The organism is Variovorax sp. 20P10.2.4 (assembly GCF_058244205.1).
In genome coordinates this window covers 1-19,803 of the sequence record NZ_JBZAYE010000070.1, presented here as the reverse complement: position 1 = coordinate 19,803, position 19,803 = coordinate 1, and the positions used below count along the sequence as shown (strand labels likewise).

The 19,803-nt window shown below is 69.7% G+C and carries 18 protein-coding genes and 1 pseudogene; 14 read left to right on the top strand and 5 right to left on the bottom strand.

What is annotated here, in order from left to right:
* The first annotated feature begins 126 nt into the window (after window positions 1-126).
* The 13 genes from AC27VN_RS09835 (at window position 127) to AC27VN_RS09775 (ending at window position 16,028) form a co-directional block, all read left to right on the top strand.
* A complete protein-coding gene (locus AC27VN_RS09835; protein WP_490876439.1) occupies window positions 127-1,587 on the top strand; it encodes a UDP-N-acetylmuramoyl-tripeptide--D-alanyl-D-alanine ligase in 1,461 nt (486 codons plus the stop codon).
* A 22-nt stretch (window positions 1,588-1,609) separates the two neighbouring features.
* Window positions 1,610-2,788, top strand: coding sequence for a phospho-N-acetylmuramoyl-pentapeptide-transferase (mraY, locus tag AC27VN_RS09830; protein WP_057597027.1), 1,179 nt, complete (start codon window positions 1,610-1,612; stop codon window positions 2,786-2,788).
* Window positions 2,789-2,798: 10 nt separating this feature from the next.
* Complete coding sequence (locus AC27VN_RS09825) at window positions 2,799-5,138, top strand: Mur ligase family protein (protein ID WP_490876438.1); 2,340 nt, start codon at window positions 2,799-2,801, stop codon at window positions 5,136-5,138.
* Window positions 5,135-6,433, top strand: a complete 1,299-nt coding sequence (ftsW, locus tag AC27VN_RS09820) for a putative lipid II flippase FtsW (protein ID WP_093353377.1) — start codon at window positions 5,135-5,137, stop codon at window positions 6,431-6,433. The genes AC27VN_RS09825 and ftsW overlap by 4 nt, the downstream gene beginning before the upstream one ends.
* Window positions 6,430-7,494: an undecaprenyldiphospho-muramoylpentapeptide beta-N-acetylglucosaminyltransferase gene (murG, locus tag AC27VN_RS09815; protein WP_490876437.1), complete on the top strand. Its 1,065-nt coding sequence runs from the start codon at window positions 6,430-6,432 to the stop codon at window positions 7,492-7,494. Before ftsW ends, murG begins: the two co-directional genes overlap by 4 nt.
* Window positions 7,491-8,960, top strand: coding sequence for a UDP-N-acetylmuramate--L-alanine ligase (murC, locus tag AC27VN_RS09810; RefSeq protein WP_093353380.1), 1,470 nt, complete (start codon window positions 7,491-7,493; stop codon window positions 8,958-8,960). The genes murG and murC overlap by 4 nt, the downstream gene beginning before the upstream one ends.
* A complete protein-coding gene (locus AC27VN_RS09805; protein ID WP_490876436.1) occupies window positions 8,957-9,928 on the top strand; it encodes a D-alanine--D-alanine ligase in 972 nt (323 codons plus the stop codon). Before murC ends, AC27VN_RS09805 begins: the two co-directional genes overlap by 4 nt.
* Before the next feature lie 2 nt (window positions 9,929-9,930).
* The gene (locus AC27VN_RS09800; RefSeq protein WP_093353385.1) at window positions 9,931-10,722 is read left to right on the top strand and encodes a cell division protein FtsQ/DivIB; all 792 of its coding nucleotides are present in this window, start codon (window positions 9,931-9,933) and stop codon (window positions 10,720-10,722) included.
* A 21-nt stretch (window positions 10,723-10,743) separates the two neighbouring features.
* Window positions 10,744-11,973, top strand: coding sequence for a cell division protein FtsA (ftsA, locus tag AC27VN_RS09795; RefSeq protein ID WP_093353387.1), 1,230 nt, complete (start codon window positions 10,744-10,746; stop codon window positions 11,971-11,973).
* A 169-nt stretch (window positions 11,974-12,142) separates the two neighbouring features.
* Window positions 12,143-13,348, top strand: coding sequence for a cell division protein FtsZ (gene ftsZ / locus AC27VN_RS09790; RefSeq protein ID WP_093353389.1), 1,206 nt, complete (start codon window positions 12,143-12,145; stop codon window positions 13,346-13,348).
* Window positions 13,349-13,609: 261 nt separating this feature from the next.
* Window positions 13,610-14,533, top strand: a complete 924-nt coding sequence (gene lpxC / locus AC27VN_RS09785; protein WP_093353392.1) for a UDP-3-O-acyl-N-acetylglucosamine deacetylase — start codon at window positions 13,610-13,612, stop codon at window positions 14,531-14,533.
* A gap of 25 nt (window positions 14,534-14,558) precedes the next feature.
* Window positions 14,559-14,735: a hypothetical protein gene (locus tag AC27VN_RS09780; protein WP_172705536.1), complete on the top strand. Its 177-nt coding sequence runs from the start codon at window positions 14,559-14,561 to the stop codon at window positions 14,733-14,735.
* A 129-nt stretch (window positions 14,736-14,864) separates the two neighbouring features.
* Window positions 14,865-16,028, top strand: coding sequence for an acyltransferase family protein (locus AC27VN_RS09775; protein WP_490876435.1), 1,164 nt, complete (start codon window positions 14,865-14,867; stop codon window positions 16,026-16,028).
* A gap of 13 nt (window positions 16,029-16,041) precedes the next feature.
* On the opposite strand, the gene ruvC is transcribed toward AC27VN_RS09775, so the two are convergent.
* From ruvC to AC27VN_RS09760, 3 genes are read right to left on the bottom strand one after another with little or no spacing between them, the layout of a single operon-like run.
* Window positions 16,042-16,590, bottom strand: coding sequence for a crossover junction endodeoxyribonuclease RuvC (gene ruvC, locus AC27VN_RS09770; RefSeq protein WP_093353397.1), 549 nt, complete (start codon window positions 16,588-16,590; stop codon window positions 16,042-16,044).
* 7 nt (window positions 16,591-16,597) lie between these two features.
* Window positions 16,598-17,587 (bottom strand): phosphatidate cytidylyltransferase, encoded by a 990-nt coding sequence (locus AC27VN_RS09765; protein ID WP_093353400.1) that lies wholly within the window; start codon window positions 17,585-17,587, stop codon window positions 16,598-16,600.
* 6 nt (window positions 17,588-17,593) lie between these two features.
* Window positions 17,594-18,439 carry a lysophospholipid acyltransferase family protein gene (locus AC27VN_RS09760; protein ID WP_490876434.1) on the bottom strand — a complete coding sequence of 282 codons (846 nt, stop codon included), beginning with the start codon at window positions 18,437-18,439 and terminating at the stop codon, window positions 17,594-17,596.
* A gap of 7 nt (window positions 18,440-18,446) precedes the next feature.
* On the opposite strand from AC27VN_RS09760, the gene AC27VN_RS09755 reads away from it, so the two are divergent.
* Window positions 18,447-18,875: a ribosomal maturation YjgA family protein gene (locus AC27VN_RS09755; protein ID WP_093353695.1), complete on the top strand. Its 429-nt coding sequence runs from the start codon at window positions 18,447-18,449 to the stop codon at window positions 18,873-18,875.
* Here AC27VN_RS09755 and mtgA read toward each other — a convergent pair.
* Window positions 18,820-19,563: a monofunctional biosynthetic peptidoglycan transglycosylase gene (mtgA, locus tag AC27VN_RS09750; protein ID WP_208512114.1), complete on the bottom strand. Its 744-nt coding sequence runs from the start codon at window positions 19,561-19,563 to the stop codon at window positions 18,820-18,822. The genes AC27VN_RS09755 and mtgA overlap by 56 nt on opposite strands.
* Window positions 19,564-19,571: 8 nt before the next feature.
* Window positions 19,572-19,803, bottom strand: a pseudogene (gene aroE, locus AC27VN_RS09745) (shikimate dehydrogenase); the annotation flags it as partial.

The window sequence follows — 19,803 nt, the reverse complement described above, 5'->3', positions numbered from 1 at the left end:
CGCGCCCGAGGATGTGGTACTGATCGCCGGCAAGGGCCACGAGGCCTGGCAGGAGATCGCGGGCCAGCGCCTGCCGTTCTCCGATCGCAGCCATGCGCATGACGCGCTCGCGAAGCGGAGGGGCGCATGAGCGACACCATCTCCCTCGCGCTGACGCTGGCGCAACTGCAGCAATGGATTCCGGGCGCGCGCCTCGTCGGCGATCCCGCGACCGTGATCGTGCGCGTGCACACCGACACCCGCACCCTGGCCACGGGCGACCTGTTCGTCGCGCTCAAGGGCGAGAACTTCGATGCCAACGACTTCCTGCCGCAGGCCCGCGCCAGCGGCGCGGTGGCCGCGGTCGCGCACGGCGGCCTCGAGGCCGCGGGCCTGGCCGGCCTCGAGGTGCCCGACACCCTGGTGGCGCTCGGCGCCATCGGCGCGCACTGGCGCGCGCAGTTCTCGCTGCCGCTGATCGCGGTGACGGGCAGCAACGGCAAGACCACCGTCACCCAGATGATCGCGGCCATCCTGATGGCCTCGAAGCCCGAGCGCGCGCTCGCGACCGCCGGCAACTTCAACAACGAGATCGGCGTGCCGCTGACCCTGCTGCGCCTGCGCGCGCAGCACCAGCGCGCGGTGGTCGAGCTCGGCATGAACCATCCGGGCGAGATCGCGCGGCTGGCCGCCATCTCGCGCCCGACCATCGCGCTGGTGAACAACGCCCAGCGCGAGCACCAGGAGTTCATGGTCAGCGTCGAGGCCGTGGCGGTCGAGAACGCCGCCGTGTTCGCGGCGCTGCCCGACGACGGCACGGCCGTGTTCCCGCACGGCGACGAGTTCACCACGCTGTGGAGCGACATGGCGCGCGACGGCGCCGCGCGCCGCTGCCTGACCTTCGGCGAGCACGACGACGCCGACATCGGCCTCGAGCATGCCGAATGGACCCAGGGCGCCTGGCAGGTGCGCGTGCGCACGCCGCTCGGCGGCTTCGCCACGCGGCTGCACATCGCGGGCCGCCACAACGTGATCAATGCGCTCGCGGCCACCGCCTGTGCACTGGCCGCGGGCGTGTCGATCGACACCATCGCCGCCGGCCTCGATGCCTTCGAGCCGGTCAAGGGCCGCTCCAAGGCCAGTGCGCTCGCGCTGGCCGGCGGCCGCGCCATCACGCTGGTCGACGACAGCTACAACGCCAACCCCGACTCGGTGCGCGCCGCGATCGACGTGCTCGCCGCGCTGCCGGGCCCGCGCCTGCTGGTGCTGGGCGACATGGCCGAGGTCGGTGAGCGCTCGGACGAATTCCATGCCGAGGTCGGCGACTGGGCGCGCCAGCGCGGCATCGAGACCGTCTACACGCTCGGCAGCGCTTCCGAGCACAGCATCGCCGCCTTCCAGCGGGGCGATGCGGCCACGGTCGGCGGCGGACGCCATTTCGAGGACATCGACACCCTGAACGCCGCGGTGCTCGCGCGGCTGCCGCTGGTCGGCAGCGTGCTGGTCAAGGGCTCGCGCTCCATGAAGATGGAACGCGTGGTCCAGGCCATCGCCGCGCAGGGTGCGACCCCGCAGACACAACCACAACAAGAAGGAGGCCGTCCCTGATGCGGGGGCGGTGCGCAATTTCATGTTCATGAGCCTGGCCCAATGGCTGCAGACCCTCTCGCCGGAACTCGGGTTCCTGCGGGTGTTCCAGTACCTGACCTTCCGCGCGCTGATGGCGGCGCTGACCGCGCTCGTGGTCGGCCTCGTGGCCGGTCCGTACGTGATCCGGCGCCTGACCGCGCTGAAGATCGGCCAGCCGGTGCGCGGCTACGCGATGGAAACCCACCTGAGCAAGAGCGGCACGCCCACCATGGGCGGCGTGCTGGTGCTGTTCGCGATCGCTTTCGCCACCATCCTGTGGTTCGACCTCTCGAACCGCTTCGTCTGGATCGTGCTGTGGGTCACGCTGGGCTTCGGTGCGATCGGCTGGGTCGACGACTGGCGCAAGGTGGTGCACAAGGACCCCGAGGGCATGCGCTCGCGCGAGAAGTACTTCTGGCAATCGGTGGTGGGGCTGCTCGCGGCCTTCTACCTGCTGTTCAGCATCTCCGAGAGCTCGAACTGGCGCGTGCTGCAGCTGTTCTTCGCCTGGGTGCAGTCGGGCTTCGACCTCGACTTCCCGCCCAAGATCAACCTGCTGGTGCCCTTCTTCAAGGAAGTCAGCTATCCGCTGGGCGGCATCGGCTTCGTGATCCTGACCTACCTGGTGATCGTGGGCGCGAGCAACGCGGTGAACCTCACCGACGGCCTCGACGGCCTGGCGATCATGCCGGTGGTGATGGTGGGCTCGGCGCTGGGCGTGTTCGCCTACGTGACCGGCAGCGCGGTCTACTCGAAGTACCTGCTGTTCCCGAACATCCCGGGCTCGGGCGAGCTGCTGGTGTTCTGCTCCGCGATGGCCGGCGCGGGCCTGGCCTTCCTCTGGTTCAACACCCATCCAGCGCAGGTCTTCATGGGCGACGTGGGCGCGCTCGCGCTCGGTGGCGCGCTGGGCACCATCGCGGTCATCGTGCGCCAGGAGATCGTGTTCTTCATCATGGGCGGCATCTTCGTGGTCGAGGCGATCTCGGTGATGGCCCAGGTCACCTACTTCAAGTACACGAAGAAGCGCTTCGGCGAGGGCCGCCGCGTGCTCAAGATGGCGCCGCTGCACCACCACTTCGAGAAGAGCGGCTGGCGCGAGACGCAGGTCGTGGTGCGCTTCTGGATCATCACGATGCTGCTGTGCCTCGTGGGCCTGTCGACGCTGAAGCTGCGCTGAGAGACGACGCATGCGGCACCTGAAAGACCTCCCCGTCCTCATCCTCGGCCTCGGCGCGTCCGGGCTGGCGATGGCGCGCTGGTGCGCGCGCCATGGCGCGCAGGTGACGGTGGCCGACACGCGCGAGGCGCCGGCCCTGCTCGACACGCTGCGTGCCGAGTGGCCCGAGGCGGTGTTCGTCGGCGGGCCGTTCACGGCCGCGCTGATCGAGGGCACGCCCATCCGCGCCGTCTACCGCTCGCCGGGCCTGAGCCCCGAGACCATCGCGCCGGTGGCCGATGCGGCGCGGGCCGTCGGCCTGCCGGTGGGCGGCGAGCTCGACCTGTTCGCGCGTGCGCTGGCGGATCTCGCCATCGTCGAGACGCCGGCGCTGGTCGAGGTTGAAGAAGAAAGCGCGGCGCAAGGCGAACTGGCGCTGGAGGCAGCGGTGCCGGCCGAGAGCGAGCCGGCGCCCGAGGCGGAGGCGCCTGTCGTGTCGCCCGAAGTTCAGGCGCCGGTCGCGGAAGAAACCGTCGCTGCGGAAGAGGTCGCGATCGAACCGGTCATGCCCGAGACTCCGGCAGTGGCCGAGGCCATCGAAGTCGTGGCGCCCGCGAGCGAGGCATCGCCCGCCGAGCCCGCGCCCGTCGAAGCAGCACCCGAGGCACCGCGCGCTCCCGCCGCCGTGCCCGAATCGATGCCGCGCGATCCGTCGTTGAGCGTCCCCGTGCTGCAGCCGCCCGAACCCGAGGCGCCGGTCGCCGATGCGCCCGTGGTGCAGGAAGGCGTCGAGGCCGCGCAGGCGCAGGGCGCCGAACCCGCCGCGATCGAAACGCCGGAGGCCGCCGAAGGCACGCAGCCCGAACCGGCCGAGCCCGCCGAGTCCGAGGCTCCCGCCGCGCCCGTCGCCGCACCGGCTTCCAAGCCCGCGTCGAACCTGCCGGCCTTCACGGTCGGCAAGCCCTACGTCGCCACGGCCGCGAAGGAAGCGGCCGACTTCGTCGCGAAGATCGCCGAGTTCGCCGCCACCAATCCCGCCTCGGCCGTGGCCGAGGAAGAGCCCGCGCCGCAGCCCGAAGCCCAGCCCGAGCCGGCCCCCGCGCCCGAACCCGCGAAGGGCTACACGCCGGTCGTGCTCGCGATCACCGGCACCAACGGCAAGACCACGGTCACGGCGCTGACCGGCCAGCTCATCGAGCGCGGCGGCAAGAGCGTGGCGGTGGCCGGCAACATCGGCCCGACGCTGCTCGACACGCTGAGCGCGCATCTCGACGCCGGCACGCTGCCCGAGGCCTGGGTGATCGAGCTCTCGAGCTTCCAGCTCGACGGCGTGCAGGGCTTCGAGCCCGCGGCCGCGACGGTGCTCAACCTCACGCAGGATCACCTGGACTGGCATGGCGACATGCCGGCCTATGCGCAGGCCAAGTCGCGCATCTTCGGCAAGACCGCGCTGATGGTGCTGAACCGCGACGATCCGGCCGTGATGGCGATGCTCGCCACCGCCGGCCAGGAGCCCGTCAAGCCCGTCGAGGAAGTGGTGAATGCCCGCGGCGCACGCCGCGCGCCGGCCAAGCCCAAGGCGCAGCGCGTGCAGGTGCGGCCGCACGTCACCTTCGGCGCGAGCATGCCGCAGCGCCCCGGCGACTACGGCATCGAGCGCGTCAACGGCATGAGCTGGCTGGTGCGCGCGCACGAGGCCGACGAGACGCAGAAGCGCAAGCGCGGCCAGGTGGTCGAGGAAGAGATCTTCGTGCAGCGCCTGATGCCGGCCGATGCGCTGCGCATCCGCGGCCGCCACAACGCGATGAACGCGCTGGCCGCGCTGGCGCTCGCGAACGCGGCCGACTGCCCGCTCGGCCCGATGCTTTACGGTCTGCGCGAGTACCGCGGCGAGCCGCACCGCGTCGAGCCGGTGGCGCTGATCGACGACGTCGAGTACTTCGACGACAGCAAGGGCACCAACGTGGGCGCCACCGTGGCGGCGCTCGGCGGCCTCGGCGAGGACCGCCGCGTGGTCGTGATCCTCGGCGGCGAGGGCAAGGGCCAGGACTTCGAGCCGCTCGCGCTGCCGGTGCGCCAGTACGCGCGCGCCGTGGTGCTGATCGGCCGCGACGCGCCGCTGATCGAGGCCGCGCTGGCTTCCACCGGCGTCACGCTGATGCATGCGGGCTCGATGCACGAGGCCGTGCAGCTGGCCGCGCGCCGCGCCCACCCCGGCGATGCCGTGCTGCTGTCACCGGCCTGTGCGAGCTTCGACATGTTCAAGAACTACCCGCACCGCGCGGCGGTGTTCCGCGAGGCCGTGCAGGCGCTCGAGGACGAGCCGCGCGACTTCGGGGAAACCGATTCGACGGAAGGACCGGCATCGTGAACTCCGCCGCCGCGGGCGCCACGCCCAACACCCGGCCCGGCCGCTTCAGCGGCTGGTTCCGGCGCGCGCGCAGCGGCATCGATGCGCTGCCGGTGCACCTGCCGGTGCGCCTCGGCGGCGCCGGCTTCACGCAGACCAAGGCCACGCCGATCCGCGTGCTGGGCTTCGACCAGGCGCTGGTGTGGGTCACGGTCGCGCTGCTGACCTGGGGCCTGATCATGGTCTATTCGGCCTCGATCGCGCTGCCCGACAACCCGCGCTTCGCGCGCGCCGGCTACAGCGCCTCGTACTTCCTCACGCGGCATGCGGCCTCGGTGGTATTCGCCTTCATTGCCGCGCTGCTGGCCTTCCAGATCCCGATGAAGACCTGGGAGCGCGCCGCGCCCTGGCTGTTCGTGGCCTCGCTGCTGCTGCTGGTGGCGGTGCTGATTCCGCACATCGGCATCAGCGTGAACGGCGCGCGGCGCTGGCTGCCGATGGGCTTCATGCGCTTCCAGCCCTCCGAGCTCGCGAAGGTCGCGATGGTGCTCTATGCCGCCAGCTACATGGTGCGCAAGATGGAGATCAAGGAGCGCTTCTTCCGCGCCGTGCTGCCGATGGGCATCGCGGTGGTGGTGGTCGGCATGCTGGTGATGGCCGAACCCGACATGGGCGCCTTCATGGTGATCGCGGTGATCGCGATGGGCATCCTGTTCCTGGGTGGCGTGAACGCGCGCATGTTCTTCGTGATCGCCGCGCTGGTGGTGGTGGCCTTCGGCACCATCGTGGCCACCAGCCCGTGGCGGCGCGAGCGGATCTTCGCCTACCTCGATCCGTGGAGCGAGGAGCACGCGCTCGGCAAGGGCTACCAGCTCTCGCACTCGCTGATCGCCATCGGCCGCGGCGAGATCTTCGGCGTCGGCCTCGGCGGCAGCGTCGAGAAGCTGCACTGGCTGCCCGAGGCCCACACCGACTTCCTGCTGGCCGTGATCGGCGAGGAGTTCGGCCTGGTCGGCGTGCTGCTGATCATCGGCCTGTTCCTCTGGCTCACGCGCCGCGTGATGCACATCGGCCGCCAGGCGATCGCGCTGGACCGCGTGTTCTCGGGCCTCGTGGCCCAGGGCGTGGGCGTGTGGATCGGCTTCCAGGCCTTCATCAACATGGGCGTGAACCTCGGCGCGCTGCCGACCAAGGGCCTCACGCTGCCGCTGATGAGCTTCGGCGGCTCGGCGATCCTGATGAACATGGTGGCGCTGGCGATCGTGCTGCGCATCGACTACGAGAATCGTGTGTTGATGCGGGGAGGCCGCGTATGACCGGCCGCACCGCACTCGTGATGGCCGGCGGCACCGGCGGCCACATCTTCCCGGGCCTCGCCGTGGCCGAGGCGCTGCGCGAGCGCGGCTGGCGCGTGCACTGGCTGGGCGCGCCCGGCGGCATGGAAGAGAAGCTGGTGCCGCCGCGCGGCTTCGCCTTCGAGCCGGTGCAGTTCGGCGGCGTGCGCGGCAAGGGTCCGCTCACGCTGTTCCTGCTGCCGCTGCGCCTGCTGCGTGCCTTCTGGCAGAGCCTGCGCGTGGTGCGCCGCGTGAAGCCCGACGTGCTCGTAGGCCTGGGCGGTTACATCACCTTTCCGGGCGGGATGATGGGCGTGCTGCTCAACAAGCCGCTGGTGCTGCACGAGCAGAACTCGGTCGCGGGCCTCGCCAACAAGGTGCTGGCGGGCGTGGCCGACCGCGTCTTCACCGCTTTTCCCAACGTGATCAAGAAGGCGCAGTGGATCGGCAACCCGCTGCGCGCGGCCTTCACCTCGCAGCCGGCGCCGGCCGAGCGCTTCGCGGGCCGCAGCGGTCCGCTCAAGCTGCTGGTGGTCGGCGGCAGCCTCGGCGCCAAGGCGCTCAACGCGGTGGTGCCGCAGGCGCTCGCGCGCATCGAGCCGGGCACGCGCCCGCAGGTGCTGCACCAGAGCGGCGCCAAGCAGATCGACGAGCTGCGCGCCAACTATGCGGCCGCCGGCGTCGAGGGCGAGCTCACGCCCTTCATCGAGGACACGGCCCTGGCCTATGCCGAGGCCGACCTCATCGTCGCGCGCGCCGGTGCCAGCACCGTGACCGAAATCGCGGCCGTCGGCGCCGCGGCGCTGTTCGTGCCTTTTCCTTCCGCGGTCGACGACCACCAGACCACCAACGCGCGCTTCCTCGTCGATGCCGGCGGCGGCTGGCTGGTGCAACAGACCGATCTCACCCCTGAATTGCTGGCCGATTTGCTACAGAAGACACAACGAACCGAACTGATCGAACGCGCCGAACGCGCCAGGACGATGCAGAAAACCGAGGCCGTCGAAGCGATGGTGCGCGCTTGCGAGGAGCTGGCACGATGAAACACGCGATTCGCCACATCCACTTCGTCGGCATCGGCGGCTCCGGCATGAGCGGCATCGCCGAAGTGCTGCTGAACCTCGGCTACCGCATCACCGGCTCCGACCTGTCCGACAGCGCCACGCTGCGCCGGCTCGCGGGCCTGGGCATCGGCACCTTCGTGGGCCATGCGGCCTCGAACGTCGAGGGTGCCGACGCGGTCGTGACCTCGACCGCGGTGCAGGCCGACAACCCCGAGGTGCTGACCGCGCGCGAGAAGCGCATCCCGGTCGTGCCGCGCGCCGTCATGCTGGCCGAGCTGATGCGCCTGAAGCAGGGCATCGCGATCGCCGGCACGCACGGCAAGACCACCACCACCAGCCTGGTGGCGAGCGTGCTCGCGGCCGCGGGGCTCGATCCCACCTTCGTGATCGGCGGCCGGCTCAACAGCGCGGGCGCCAACGCGCAGCTCGGCAGCGGCGACTACATCGTGGTCGAGGCCGACGAATCAGACGCCTCGTTCCTGAACCTGCTGCCGGTGATGGCGGTGGTCACGAACATCGACGCCGACCACATGGAGACCTACGGGCACGACTTCGGCAAGCTGAAGAAGGCCTTCGTCGACTTCCTGCACCGCATGCCCTTCTACGGCACGGCGATCCTGTGCACCGACGATCCGGCGGTGCGCGAGATCGTGGCCGACGTGACCTGCCCGGTCACCAGCTACGGCTTCGGCGAGGACGCCCAGGTGCGCGCGGTCGACGTGCGCGCCGTCGGCGGCCAGATGCACTTCACCGCGCAGCGCCGCAACGGCGTGACCCTGCCGGACCTGCCGGTGGTGCTGAACCTGCCGGGCGAGCACAACGTGCGCAATGCGCTGTCGGTGATCGCGGTGGCGGTCGAGCTCGGCATCGCCGACGAGGCGGTGCAGCGCGGGCTGGCCGACTTCAAGGGCGTGGGCCGGCGCTTCCAGAGCTATGGCGAGGTCGCGGCCCGGGCCGGCGACGGCAGCTTCACCGTGATCGACGACTACGGCCACCACCCGGTGGAGATGGCCGCCACGCTCGCGGCCGCGCGCGGTGCCTTCCCGGGCCGGCGCCTGGTGCTGGCCTTCCAGCCGCACCGCTATACCCGCACGCGCGACTGCTTCGAGGACTTCGTCAAGGTCATCGGCACCGCCGACGCGGTGCTGCTCGGCGAGGTCTACGCGGCCGGCGAGCAGCCCATCGTGGCGGCCGACGGCCGCACGCTGGCGCGGGCGCTGCGCGTGGCCGGCAAGGTCGAGCCGGTGTTCGTCGACGACATCGCCGCGATGCCGCAGGCCATCCTCGACAACGCGCGTGCCGGCGACGTGGTGCTGTGCATGGGCGCGGGCTCCATCGGCGCGGTGCCGGGCAAGGTGGTCGAGCTCGGCGCGGCGCCGGCGGTGGCCGCATCTTCTTCATCCACGACATCGCAGCACGCTGCGCACAAGGGGGAGGCGTCGTGAGCCTTCAGGATCCCAAACTCTTCGGCAAGGTCGCCGTGCTGTTCGGCGGCAGTTCGGCCGAGCGCGAGGTCTCGCTGATGTCGGGCACCGGCGTGCTCGAGGCACTGCGCTCGCGCGGCGTCGATGCCCATGCCTTCGACCCGTCGCAGCGCGACCTGTCCGAGCTCCGGCGCGAGGGCTTCGCGCGCTGCTTCGTGGCGCTGCATGGCCGCCACGGCGAGGACGGCACGGTGCAGGGCGCGCTCGAGATGCTCGGCATTCCCTACACCGGCTCGGGCGTGATGGCCTCGAGCGTGGCGATGGACAAGGTCATGACCAAGCGCATCTGGCAGGCCGACGGCCTGCCCACGCCCAAGTACGTGCGCCTGGCCTTCGACCAGCAGAGCCGCGAACAGGTGATGGCCGTGCCCGACGTGCTGGGCCTGCCGCTGATCGTGAAGCCGCCGCGCGAGGGTTCTTCGATCGGCGTGACCAAGGTCGAGGGCTATTCGCAGATGCAGGACGCGGTGACGCTGTCGGTCAATTACGACGCCGACGTGCTCTGCGAGGAGTTCATCGAGGGCGAGGAAGTCACCTGCGCCGTGCTCGGCAGCGGCCTCGACGCGCATGCGCTGCCGGTGGTGCGCATCGCCGCGCCCGAGGGCGCCTACGACTACCAGAACAAGTACTTCACCGACGATGTGAAATACCACTGCCCGAGCGGCCTGCCCGAGGCGGAGGAGCGCGAGATCCAGCGCATCACGCTGGCGGCCTATCGCACGCTCGGCTGCCGCGGCTGGGGCCGCGCCGACGTGATGATCCGCGCCAGCGACCGCAAGCCCTTCCTGCTCGAGATGAACACCTCGCCGGGCATGACCAGCCATTCGCTGGTGCCGATGTCGGCACGCGCGGCGGGCATCGCCTACGAGGAACTCTGCCTGCGCGTGCTGGCCACGGCCACGCTCGACGCCACGGGAGGCGCGCACTGAAGATGGCCGACAGCATCCCCACGCCCTTCGACGTCAAGCTCATGAACATCGTCGCGAACCTCGCATTCGTGGCGGTGGGCCTGATGCTGCTCGCCGCGGGCGCCTGGTGGGTGCTGCGCCAGCCTTTCTTTCCGATCGCGGGCATCAAGGTCGACGGCGAGGTGACGCACAACAACGCCGTCACCCTGCGCGCCAACGTGGCGCCGCAGCTCAACGGCAACTTCTTCACCGTCGACCTCGCGCGTGCGCGCACCGCCTTCGAGTCGGTGCCGTGGGTGCGCAGCGCGGTGGTGCGGCGCGAGTTTCCGAACAAGCTGCGCGTGACGCTGACCGAGCAGGTGCCGGTGGCCAACTGGGGCGACGAAGCCAGCTCCAAGCTGATCAACGGCTTCGGCGATGTGTTCGAGGCCAACGTGGCGGAGGTCGACGACAAGCTGCCGCGGCTGGACGGCCCGATCGAGCAGGCCGGACAGGTGCTGGGCATGTACCGCGTGCTGCAGCCGATGTTCGCGCCCTACGACCTCGAACTCGACGCGCTCACGCTGTCGAGCCGGGGCAGCTGGCGCGCGCAGCTCGACAGCGGCGCCACGATCGAACTGGGCCGGGGTCAGGGCGAGGAGGTGGCGGCGCGGCTGCAGCGCTTCCTGAAGACCGTGACGCAGGTCGCGGGGCAGTACCGCCGGACCATGGAGGACGTCGAGGGCGCCGACCTGCGCCACAACGACGCCTATGCGTTGCGGTTGCGCGGCGTCACCACCGTGGTGACCGACCCCAAGACGCCCAAGAAGAAATAGACGAATACCGAGGACATATCGATGCCCAAAGAATACAAAGACCTGGTTGTCGGCCTCGACATCGGCACCGCGAAGGTGATGGTGGTCGTGGCCGAGGTGCTGCCCGGCGGCGAGCTCAAGCTCGCGGGGCTCGGCATCGCGCCGAGCAATGGCCTCAAGCGCGGCGTGGTGGTGAACATCGACGCGACCGTGCAGAGCATCCAGCAGGCGCTCAAGGAAGCCGAGCTGATGGCCGACTGCAAGATCGGCCGCGTCTACACCGGCATCACCGGCAGCCACATCCGCGGCATCAACTCCAGCGGCATGGTGGCGGTGAAGGACAAGGAAGTGACGCCGGCCGACGTGGCGCGCGTGGTCGAGACCGCGCGTGCCATCAACATCTCGAGCGACCAGCGCCTGCTGCTGGTGGAGCCGCAGGAGTTCGTGATCGATGGCCAGGACGTGAAGGAGCCGATCGGCATGAGCGGCATGCGGCTCGAGGCCAAGGTGCACATCGTGACCGGCGCGCAGAGCGCGGCCGAGAACATCATCAAGTGCGTGCGCCGCTGCGGCCTCGAGGTCGACCAGCTGATGCTGAACCCGCTGGCCTCGAGCCAGGCGGTGCTGACCGAGGACGAGCGCGAGCTCGGCGTGGTGCTGGTGGACATCGGCGCCGGCACCACCGACGTCGCGATCTTCACCAACGGCGCGATCCGCCACACGGCGGTGATCCCGATCGCGGGCGACCTGATCACCAGCGACATCGCGATGGCGCTGCGCACGCCGACCAAGGACGCGGAAGACATCAAGGTCGAGAACGGCTTCGCCAAGCAGCTGCTGGCCGATCCCGACACGCAGGTCGAGGTGCCCGGCCTCGGCGACCGCGGTCCGCGCATGCTGAGCAAGCAGGCGCTGGCCGGCGTGATCGAGCCGCGCATCGAGGAGATCTTCTCGCTGGTGCAGCAGGTGGTGCGCGAGTCGGGCTACGAGGAGGTGCTCTCCTCGGGCGTGGTGCTCACCGGCGGCAGCGCGGTGATGCCCGGCATGGTCGAGCTCGGCGAGGACATCTTCCTCAAGCCCGTGCGCCGCGGCATCCCGAAGTATTCGAGCGCGCTCTCGGACATGGTCGCGCAGCCGCGCGCGGCCACCGTGATGGGCCTGCTCGAGGAGGCCCGCTTCGCACGCATGCGCGGCTTCAAGGTGGCACAGAAGAACGGGTCGGTAAAAACCGCGTTCGGACGTTTCAAGGACTTCATCGTGGGGAACTTCTGACCATGAGCCACTCCCCACTCTGGCTTGCGCGCGGCAGCCCACCCTTGCATTTCAACGAGCGATGGCGACGAACAGGTCCACCATCACGACGATGAATTCGTTCTCGTCGGGTACCCCAAAAAAGATTCATTCATAGACAACGGCAACTGCAAGATTCAAGGAGTAGAAGATGACCATCGAAATGATCGAAGTCGAAGAGTTCAACCAGGGCACGCAGATCAAGGTGATCGGTGTCGGCGGTGGCGGCGGCAACGCGGTCGCGCACATGATGGAACGCGGCGTGCAGGGCGTGCAGTTCGTCTGCGCGAACACCGATGCGCAGGCCCTGCAGCGCAGCAGCGCGCAGCGCAACATCCAGCTCGGCCTGAGCGGCCTGGGCGCCGGCAGCAAGCCCGAGAAGGGCCGTGAAGCGGCCGAAGCCGCCGTGGACGAGATCCGCGCGGCCATCGACGGCGCGCACATGCTGTTCATCACGGCCGGCATGGGCGGCGGCACCGGCACTGGCGCCGCGCCGGTGATCGCGCGCGTGGCGAAGGAAATGGGCATCCTCACCGTGGGCGTGGTGACCAAGCCCTTCGACTGGGAAGGCGGCCGCCGCATGACCAACGCCGAAGCCGGCCTGGCCGAGCTCGAGGCCAACGTCGACTCGCTGATCGTGGTGCTCAACGAGAAGCTGCTCGACGTGCTGGGCGAGGACATCACCCAGGAAGAAGCCTTCGCGCAAGCCAACGACGTGCTGAAGAACGCCGTGGGCGGGATCTCGGAAATCATCAACGAGTACGGCGGCGTGAACGTCGACTTCGAGGACGTGCGCACCGTGATGGGCGAGCCGGGCAAGGCGATGATGGGCACGGCCGTGTCCTCGGGTCCGGACCGCGCGCGCATCGCGGCCGAGCAGGCCGTGGCCTGCCCGCTGCTCGAAGGCATCGACCTCTCGGGCGCCAAGGGCGTGCTGGTGCTGGTGACCGCATCGAAGAATTCGCTGAAGCTCAACGAGTCGAAGCTCGCGATGAACACCATCCGCGCCTACGCCTCGCCCGATGCGCACGTGATCTACGGTGCGGCCTACGACGACGCCCTCGGCGACGAGATGCGCGTGACCGTGGTCGCCACCGGCCTGTCGCGCGCCGACGCGCGCCGCCAGGCACCGACGCTCGAGGTGATCCGCACCGGCACCGACAACATCCCGTTCAACGTGCCCTCGATGGGCACCGGCCACGGCGGTGGCGGCCACCAGCCCAACTACGAAGGCATGGCCGTGCCCAGCGTGTGGCGCACCAACCGCACGATGGCGGCCGCGAAGGTCGACGCGCTGTCCTCGGGCGGCATGGACGACTTCGAGATCCCGGCCTTCCTGCGTCGCCAAGCCGATTGAGAACCGGACCAGGGCCCGTCGCGGGTATTTCGAAAGAGATGCCGCGCGGCGGGCCCGACCGGACGCAGAGGGTTTGAAGAACTCGCAAGAGGCGCAGGAGGAGGCCCAGATAAAGCCTTCCCGCCTGTATCAGGCGCGTTTTCTTCATCCCTTTGCGTCCATTTGCGGAGTGAGCCCGGCTATGCCGATCGAACGATGCCTATGGGTGTAATAGCCAGGGGATTGGCGCGCCACGCACGTCGCGCGCCTAAAATCGCAGGCGTGCTGCAACAACGAACCCTCAAGTCGATCAGCCGCGCCGTGGGCGTGGGGCTTCACAGCGGGCAGCGCGTGGAACTCACGCTGCGTCCCGCCCCGGCCGATACGGGCATCGTGTTCCGCCGCGTCGATCTGCCCGAACCCGCCGAGATCCGCATGACCGCGGAGGCGGTCACCGACACCCGGCTGGCCTCGACCGTCTCCACCGGCGGCGCCAAGGTCCAGACCGTCGAACACCTGATGTCGGCCTGCGCCGGCCTGGGCATCGACAACCTCTACATCGACATCACGGCCGACGAGGTACCGATCCTCGACGGCTCGGCCTCGTCCTTCGTGTTCCTGCTGCAGAGCGCGGGCATCGAGTTCCAGAAGGCGCCGCGGCGCTTCATCCGCGTGTTGCGCAAGGTCGAGGTGCGCGAGGGCGACGGCGCCAACGAGAAATGGGCCAGCCTCGAGCCGTACCACGGCTACAAGCTCAGCTTCGAGATCGACTTCGACCACCGCGTGGTCAATTCCACGGGCCAGCGTGTGGAGTTCGATCTCGGCAGCGATTCGTACAGCCGCGACATCGCGCGCGCGCGCACCTTCGGCTTCACGAAAGACGTCGAGTACATGCGCACCCGGGGCCTCGCGCTCGGCGGCGGCCTCGACAACGCCGTGGTGATGGACGACACCAAGGTGCTCAATGCCGGCGGCCTGCGCTACGACGACGAGTTCGTGAAGCACAAGATCCTCGACGCGATGGGCGACCTCTACATCATCGGCAAGCCGCTGCTCGCGGCCTACACCGCGTTCCGTTCGGGCCATGCGCTCAACAACAAGCTGCTGCGCGAACTGCTCGCGCACGACGACGCCTACGAGATCGTGACCTTCGCGGACGAGAAGCGCGCGCCGCGCGGCTTCAACGAAGTCGCCCGCGCCTGGTAGGCGAGCCGCGGCCGATCCACCTCGCATGCTCCTCTTTCGCTGGGCCCTGCTGTTCCTCCTGCTGATGGCCGGCGTCTCGTTCGCGTTCTACGCGGGCACCGGCCAACCCAAGTACCGGCGCTTCGGCTGGATCGTGCTCAAGTGGACCTTGCTCGCGGCCTGCGGCTTCTTCGCGGTGCTGATCGCCGAGCGCGTGGCCTGATCCGGACCGGCACCGCCGGTCTCCCTTCGCCGCGTGGATGGCGATCTACGCTCCTCCGTCCGGAGGAGATTTCGTTAAGAATTCCTTTTGTAATATCCGCCCCGAAAAAATTTGATCGGGGAGGGACGGATGACTCCATCGCAACAGGGTGGCGTTGGCGGCGTGGCCGGGGCGGAGGCAGAAAAACGGGGCGGGGAGCGGGTTTTCGGGCTGGATCTTCTGCGGGCACTGGCCATCGGCGGTGTGCTCGTCAGTCATCTGCAACTGGTGTTCTGGGGCGGCCGCTCGGCGCTGGTCGGTGTCCTGGGCACTCTGGGCGTCGAACTCTTCTTCGTCCTCAGCGGCTTCCTCATCGGCGGCCTGCTGCTGGACATCCTCGAGCAGGGCGCCGGCCCGCGGGCCCTGTGGACCTTTCTGGTGCGGCGCTGGATGCGCACGGTCCCGCTGTACTACCTGTGGCTCGGCGTGCTGCTGCTGTACGGGACCTGGGCCGGTGCCACGCGATGGCCCTGGTTCTTCCTGAGCTTCACGCAGAACCTGGCCTGGCCCATGACCAGCGCCTGGTTCGACGTCTCGTGGTCGCTGATGGTCGAGGAGTGGTTCTACCTGCTGTTCGCCAGCCTGCTGATCGCGCTGGCCGGCGTCATGCGCGCCTCGCGGGCCCTCTGGATCAGCTGCGCGCTCTTCATCGCGCTGCCCTTGCTGGCGCGCTGGATCGCCGACGACGCGGTCGCCGCCGACTGGGACGCGCGGATTCGCAAGGTCGTGCTGCTGCGCCTCGACGCGATCGCCTATGGCGTGGCCATGGCCTGGCTGATGCGCAGCCGGCGCCGGGCCTGCGATGCGCTCGCGCAGCCGATGCTGGCGCTGGGCCTCGCGCTGGTCGGTGCCTCGGTGCTGAGCAGCCTGGAGCCGGCCTCCTACCAGAGCGCGTCGTGGCGCGCGGGCTTCTTCAGCCTGACCTCGACGGGCTTCGCGCTGTGCTTTCCGGCCGTCGTGCGGATGCGGCGGCCGGGCCGGGGCATGGAGGCGCTGGTGCGCTGGGCCAGCCAGCGTTCGTACGGCATGTACGTCGTCCATCTGTCGGTGATGGAGTTCGCGCGCCGGCTGATGCTCGACAGTGTGCTGCAGCCGCGCGAGGGCGTGTTGCTGGCCTGCCTGGCCACCGCCGTGCTGGCCGAGTTGTCGTACCGGCTGGTGGAGGTGCCGCTGCTGGTCCGGCGTCCGCCGCAGCATGCGCGCGGCGAACGCGGCCATCGCAACCGCCGCGGCATGCGGGTCATCGCTTCCTGAGCGCGCCGGCGCCTCAGCGCGAGCGCCCCTGGCGGTAGCGCCCGGTCGTCGAGGTCGTCAGCGTGGCGGCCTCCGCCAGCCGCGCCAGCGAACGCCCGACCTGCGCATGCGTGATCGCGATGCCCAGCGCGTCGGCCGCGTCGCTGCCCGGCAGGCCCGGCAGGTCGAGCAGGCGCTTCACCATCTCCTGCACCTGTGCCTTGGCCGCCTGGCCATGGCCCGCCACCGCTTTCTTCATCTGCAGCGCGGTGTACTCGGCCACCGGCAGGTCGCTGGTGACCAGCGCGGTCACGCAGGCGCCGCGCGCCTGGCCCAGCAGCAGCGTGGACTGCGGATTGACGTTGACGAACACGATCTCGACCGCCGAGGCGTCGGGCCGGTAGCGCTCGGTGATCTCGGCGATGCCGTCGAACAGCACCTTGAGGCGCTGTGGCAGGCTGCCGCTGGTGACGCTGCGCGTGCTGATGGTGCCGCTGGCCACGTAGCGCAGCGCATGGCCGTCGACGTCGACGATGCCGAAGCCGGTGGTGTTGAGGCCGGGGTCGATGCCCAGGATGCGCATATGTTCTCTAGGCCCCGAAGTACCAGCGCACGGAATGGAAGAAGATCGGCGCCGCGAAGCACAGCGCATCGACGCGGTCGAGCAGGCCGTTGGCACCCGTGACGCCCACGCCCTTCTGGCCCCAGTTGGGAATGCCGCGATCGCGCTTGAGCGCCTTCATCACGAGGTGGCCCATCGAGCCCGCGATGCAGGCGATGACCGAGACCGCGAGCGCCTGGCCGAACTTGAAGGGCGTGATGAAGGAGAACAGCGCGCCCACCAGGCTGGCCACCGCGATGCCGATGCCCCAGCTGGTCCAGTTGAAGCTGCGGCTCACGTTGGGCGCGAAGGGCGCGCGCTGGCTGCGGCGCGAGATCAGGTGCTGCACCAGCACCGAGGTCTGGACCACGAACACAAGGAAGAACACCAGGAAGGCGCTCTTGCCCTCGTAGCCCGGAAAGCTCAGCAGCAGCAGCGCCGGCACGTGGCTCATGCCGTAGACGCAGACCATGATCCCCCACTGCAGCTTGGCGTTGCGCTCGAGGAAGTGGCTCGGGTCGTCGGCCAGCGCGCTGGCCACCGGGATCGCGAGGAACACGTAGACCGGGATGAACACGGTGAACAGGTCGAAGCGCGCGGTGGCCACGAGCCAGAACTGCACCGGCAGCACGACGAAGAAGGCGAGGATCAGGCTGCGGTGGTCGCCGCGCCGCGTGGGCGAGAGGGTGATGAACTCGCGCAGCGCGAAGAAGGCGATCAGCGCGAACAGCACCGTGGCCACGGTCTCGCCGAGCGCCCAGCCGATCCAGAAGATCACGGCCATGAACCAGGTGGTGCCCAGCAGCTTGCGGAAGTGCGCGAGCTCGGCCTGCCAGGCGGCGTCGTGCACCGGGTTGCGCCGCTCCCTGAAGCTCAGGAAGAAGGCGGCGGTGCTCACGATCACGAGCACGCCGAAGACGATCAGGAACAGCGCCGCGACCTGCTGCGTGGGGCTGAGGCTGCGCAGGAACTGGTTCATTCTTCTTCAAACGTCGCGCAAGGCGATCACTGCGGCACGCGCGCGGTCGAGGAAAGGACGCCGCTCCTCGCCGGCCTCGACGCGGATCGGTGCGCCGAAGGTGACGGAGCAGAGGATCGGCACCGGCACGATCTCGCCCTTGGGCATCACGCGCTGCACGTTGTCGATCCAGGCCGGCACCAGCACCACCTCGGGAAACTGGGTGGCGAGCGCGTAGAGGCCCGACTTGAACTTCTGCGGTTCGCCCGTGTGGCCGCGCGTGCCCTCGGGGAAGATGATGATCGAGTCGCCGCTGCGCAGCGCATCGATCAGCGGGGCGAGCGGGTCGGCCTCGCGGGCTGCCGGGAGCACGGGCGGTGCTGCGGGCGCTTCGGGTACGGAGACCGGTTGCGCGGGCAGGTCGAGTTCGCCCTGGATCTCCGTGCGGACCGGCGCCGTGTCAACGGGCGCGGAGCGCGGCAGCAGCGGCTCCATCGACGGCTCGATGCGTTCGGCGGCGGCGGGCGCCGCGACAGGCGGCACGGGCGTCTCGGCCACGACCGGCACGGCGGGTGCGGGCGGCGAACCGGCGGCCGCCTGCCGCTCCACGTACACCGCGTTGAACACCTCGGTGGTGATCCAGCGCTTGACCGGCGTGTTGGCCCAGTAGTCGCGCGCCGCGATCGGCCGCGTGATGCTGCGCAGCTCCTCGGGCAGCGCGGCCCAGATCATCACCAGGTCGGCATGGCTCTGGTGGTTGGCGAAATAGATGCGCTGCTCGGCCTTCGGCGGGCAGCCGTACCAGCGCGCCTGGGCACCGGTGAGCAATCGCACCACGCCCAACAGCAACCATCCCACGAGCTTCGCCAACATGGAGGCGATGATACGGGGCATGCGATGGCGTCTTGCTCCTCTTTCCCTGGCCGGGGCCGCGGCCCTGTTCGTGCTGCTGGCACTGCTCGCGACCGTGGGCGCGCGCTGGGGCTGGGTGCGCAGCTTCCTCGGCGACGTGCTGGCCGTGGTCTGGGTCTACCTGGTGTTCAAGGCCTTCATCGAGGCGCGCGTGCTGCCTTTGGCGCTCGCGGCCTTCGGCGTGGGGCTGCTGGTGGAACTGGGCCAGTACCTGGCGGCCGCGTGGCAGCTGCACATTCCCAATCGCGCGCTGCGCATCGTGCTCGGCAGCACAGCCGACTGGTGGGACGTGCTGGCCTATGCGATCGGCTTCGCCGCGGTGCTCGCGGGCGAGGCCCTGTTCAGGGCAGGTCGGCCGAAGGCATCCGCGCCACGATCGTCGATGCCCGTCCGTTGAGGTAGGGCGAGTTGGGCCGGCGCTCGTAGAACTTCGGGCTCGGCAGCATCACCGCGAGGCGCGCCGCTTCGTACGAACTCAGGCGCGCGGCCGGCTTCCTGAAGTAGTACTGCGCGGCCGCCTCGGCGCCGAACACGCCTTCGCCCCACTCGACGCTGTTGAGGTAGATCTCGAGGATGCGCCGCTTGTCGAGCAGCGTCTCGAGCAGCACGGCGAGCACCAGCTCCTGGCCCTTGCGCAGCATGGTGCGTTCGCCCGACAGCAGCAGGTTCTTCGCGAGCTGCTGCGTGATGGTGGAGCCGCCGCGCAGCGGTGCCGGTTGCACCGTCTTGCCGCGCGCGGCCGCGCGTGCCATGCGCTTGGCGGCCAGTTCCTCGGCGCGCGCATTGCGCTGGCGCGCGCGTTCGATGGCTTCCCATTCCACGCCGTCGTGGTCGATGAAGCTGGCGTCCTCGCTCGCGATCACCGCGCGCTTGAGGCTGTCGTTGATCTGCGCATAGGGCACCCACTCCTGGCGCCACGCGCCCTCGCTGCCCTTGTGGATGGCGATCTGCCAGGCCTCGGAGCGCTGGAAGGCGGTGCTCTGCGGATCGATGACCGCCATGGCCGCGATGCGCACGACGAAGAACAGCTCGAGCGCGAGGCCGGCCAGCAGCAGGCAGGCGATCCAGCGCAGCGCGGCCTTCATGCGGTGCTTCAGGCGGCGGCGAGCCGCGCGCGCAGTTCGTCGAGCACCTGGGCCGAAGGCGGACGCACGCCGCGCCAGATCTCGAAGGATTCGGCGGCCTGCTCGACCAGCATGCCGAGGCCGTCGCGCGCCACGGCGCCGTGGGCCTGCGCCCATTGCAGGAAGCCCGCGGCCGCGGGGCCGTACATCATGTCGACCGCCAGCGCGCCCGGGCGCAGCACCTGCGCGCCGACCGGCACC

Coding starts and splice junctions, on each gene's coding strand:
- AC27VN_RS09835 (WP_490876439.1), top strand. CDS start 127: ATGAGCGACACCATCTCCCTCGCGCTGACGCTGGCGCAACTGCAGCAA.
- mraY (WP_057597027.1), top strand. CDS start 1,610: ATGTTCATGAGCCTGGCCCAATGGCTGCAGACCCTCTCGCCGGAACTC.
- AC27VN_RS09825 (WP_490876438.1), top strand. CDS start 2,799: ATGCGGCACCTGAAAGACCTCCCCGTCCTCATCCTCGGCCTCGGCGCG.
- murG (WP_490876437.1), top strand. CDS start 6,430: ATGACCGGCCGCACCGCACTCGTGATGGCCGGCGGCACCGGCGGCCAC.
- murC (WP_093353380.1), top strand. CDS start 7,491: ATGAAACACGCGATTCGCCACATCCACTTCGTCGGCATCGGCGGCTCC.
- AC27VN_RS09800 (WP_093353385.1), top strand. CDS start 9,931: ATGGCCGACAGCATCCCCACGCCCTTCGACGTCAAGCTCATGAACATC.
- ftsA (WP_093353387.1), top strand. CDS start 10,744: ATGCCCAAAGAATACAAAGACCTGGTTGTCGGCCTCGACATCGGCACC.
- ftsZ (WP_093353389.1), top strand. CDS start 12,143: ATGACCATCGAAATGATCGAAGTCGAAGAGTTCAACCAGGGCACGCAG.
- AC27VN_RS09780 (WP_172705536.1), top strand. CDS start 14,559: ATGCTCCTCTTTCGCTGGGCCCTGCTGTTCCTCCTGCTGATGGCCGGC.
- AC27VN_RS09775 (WP_490876435.1), top strand. CDS start 14,865: ATGACTCCATCGCAACAGGGTGGCGTTGGCGGCGTGGCCGGGGCGGAG.
- ruvC (WP_093353397.1), bottom strand. CDS start 16,590: ATGCGCATCCTGGGCATCGACCCCGGCCTCAACACCACCGGCTTCGGC.
- AC27VN_RS09765 (WP_093353400.1), bottom strand. CDS start 17,587: ATGAACCAGTTCCTGCGCAGCCTCAGCCCCACGCAGCAGGTCGCGGCG.
- AC27VN_RS09760 (WP_490876434.1), bottom strand. CDS start 18,439: ATGTTGGCGAAGCTCGTGGGATGGTTGCTGTTGGGCGTGGTGCGATTG.
- AC27VN_RS09755 (WP_093353695.1), top strand. CDS start 18,447: ATGATACGGGGCATGCGATGGCGTCTTGCTCCTCTTTCCCTGGCCGGG.
- mtgA (WP_208512114.1), bottom strand. CDS start 19,563: ATGAAGGCCGCGCTGCGCTGGATCGCCTGCCTGCTGCTGGCCGGCCTC.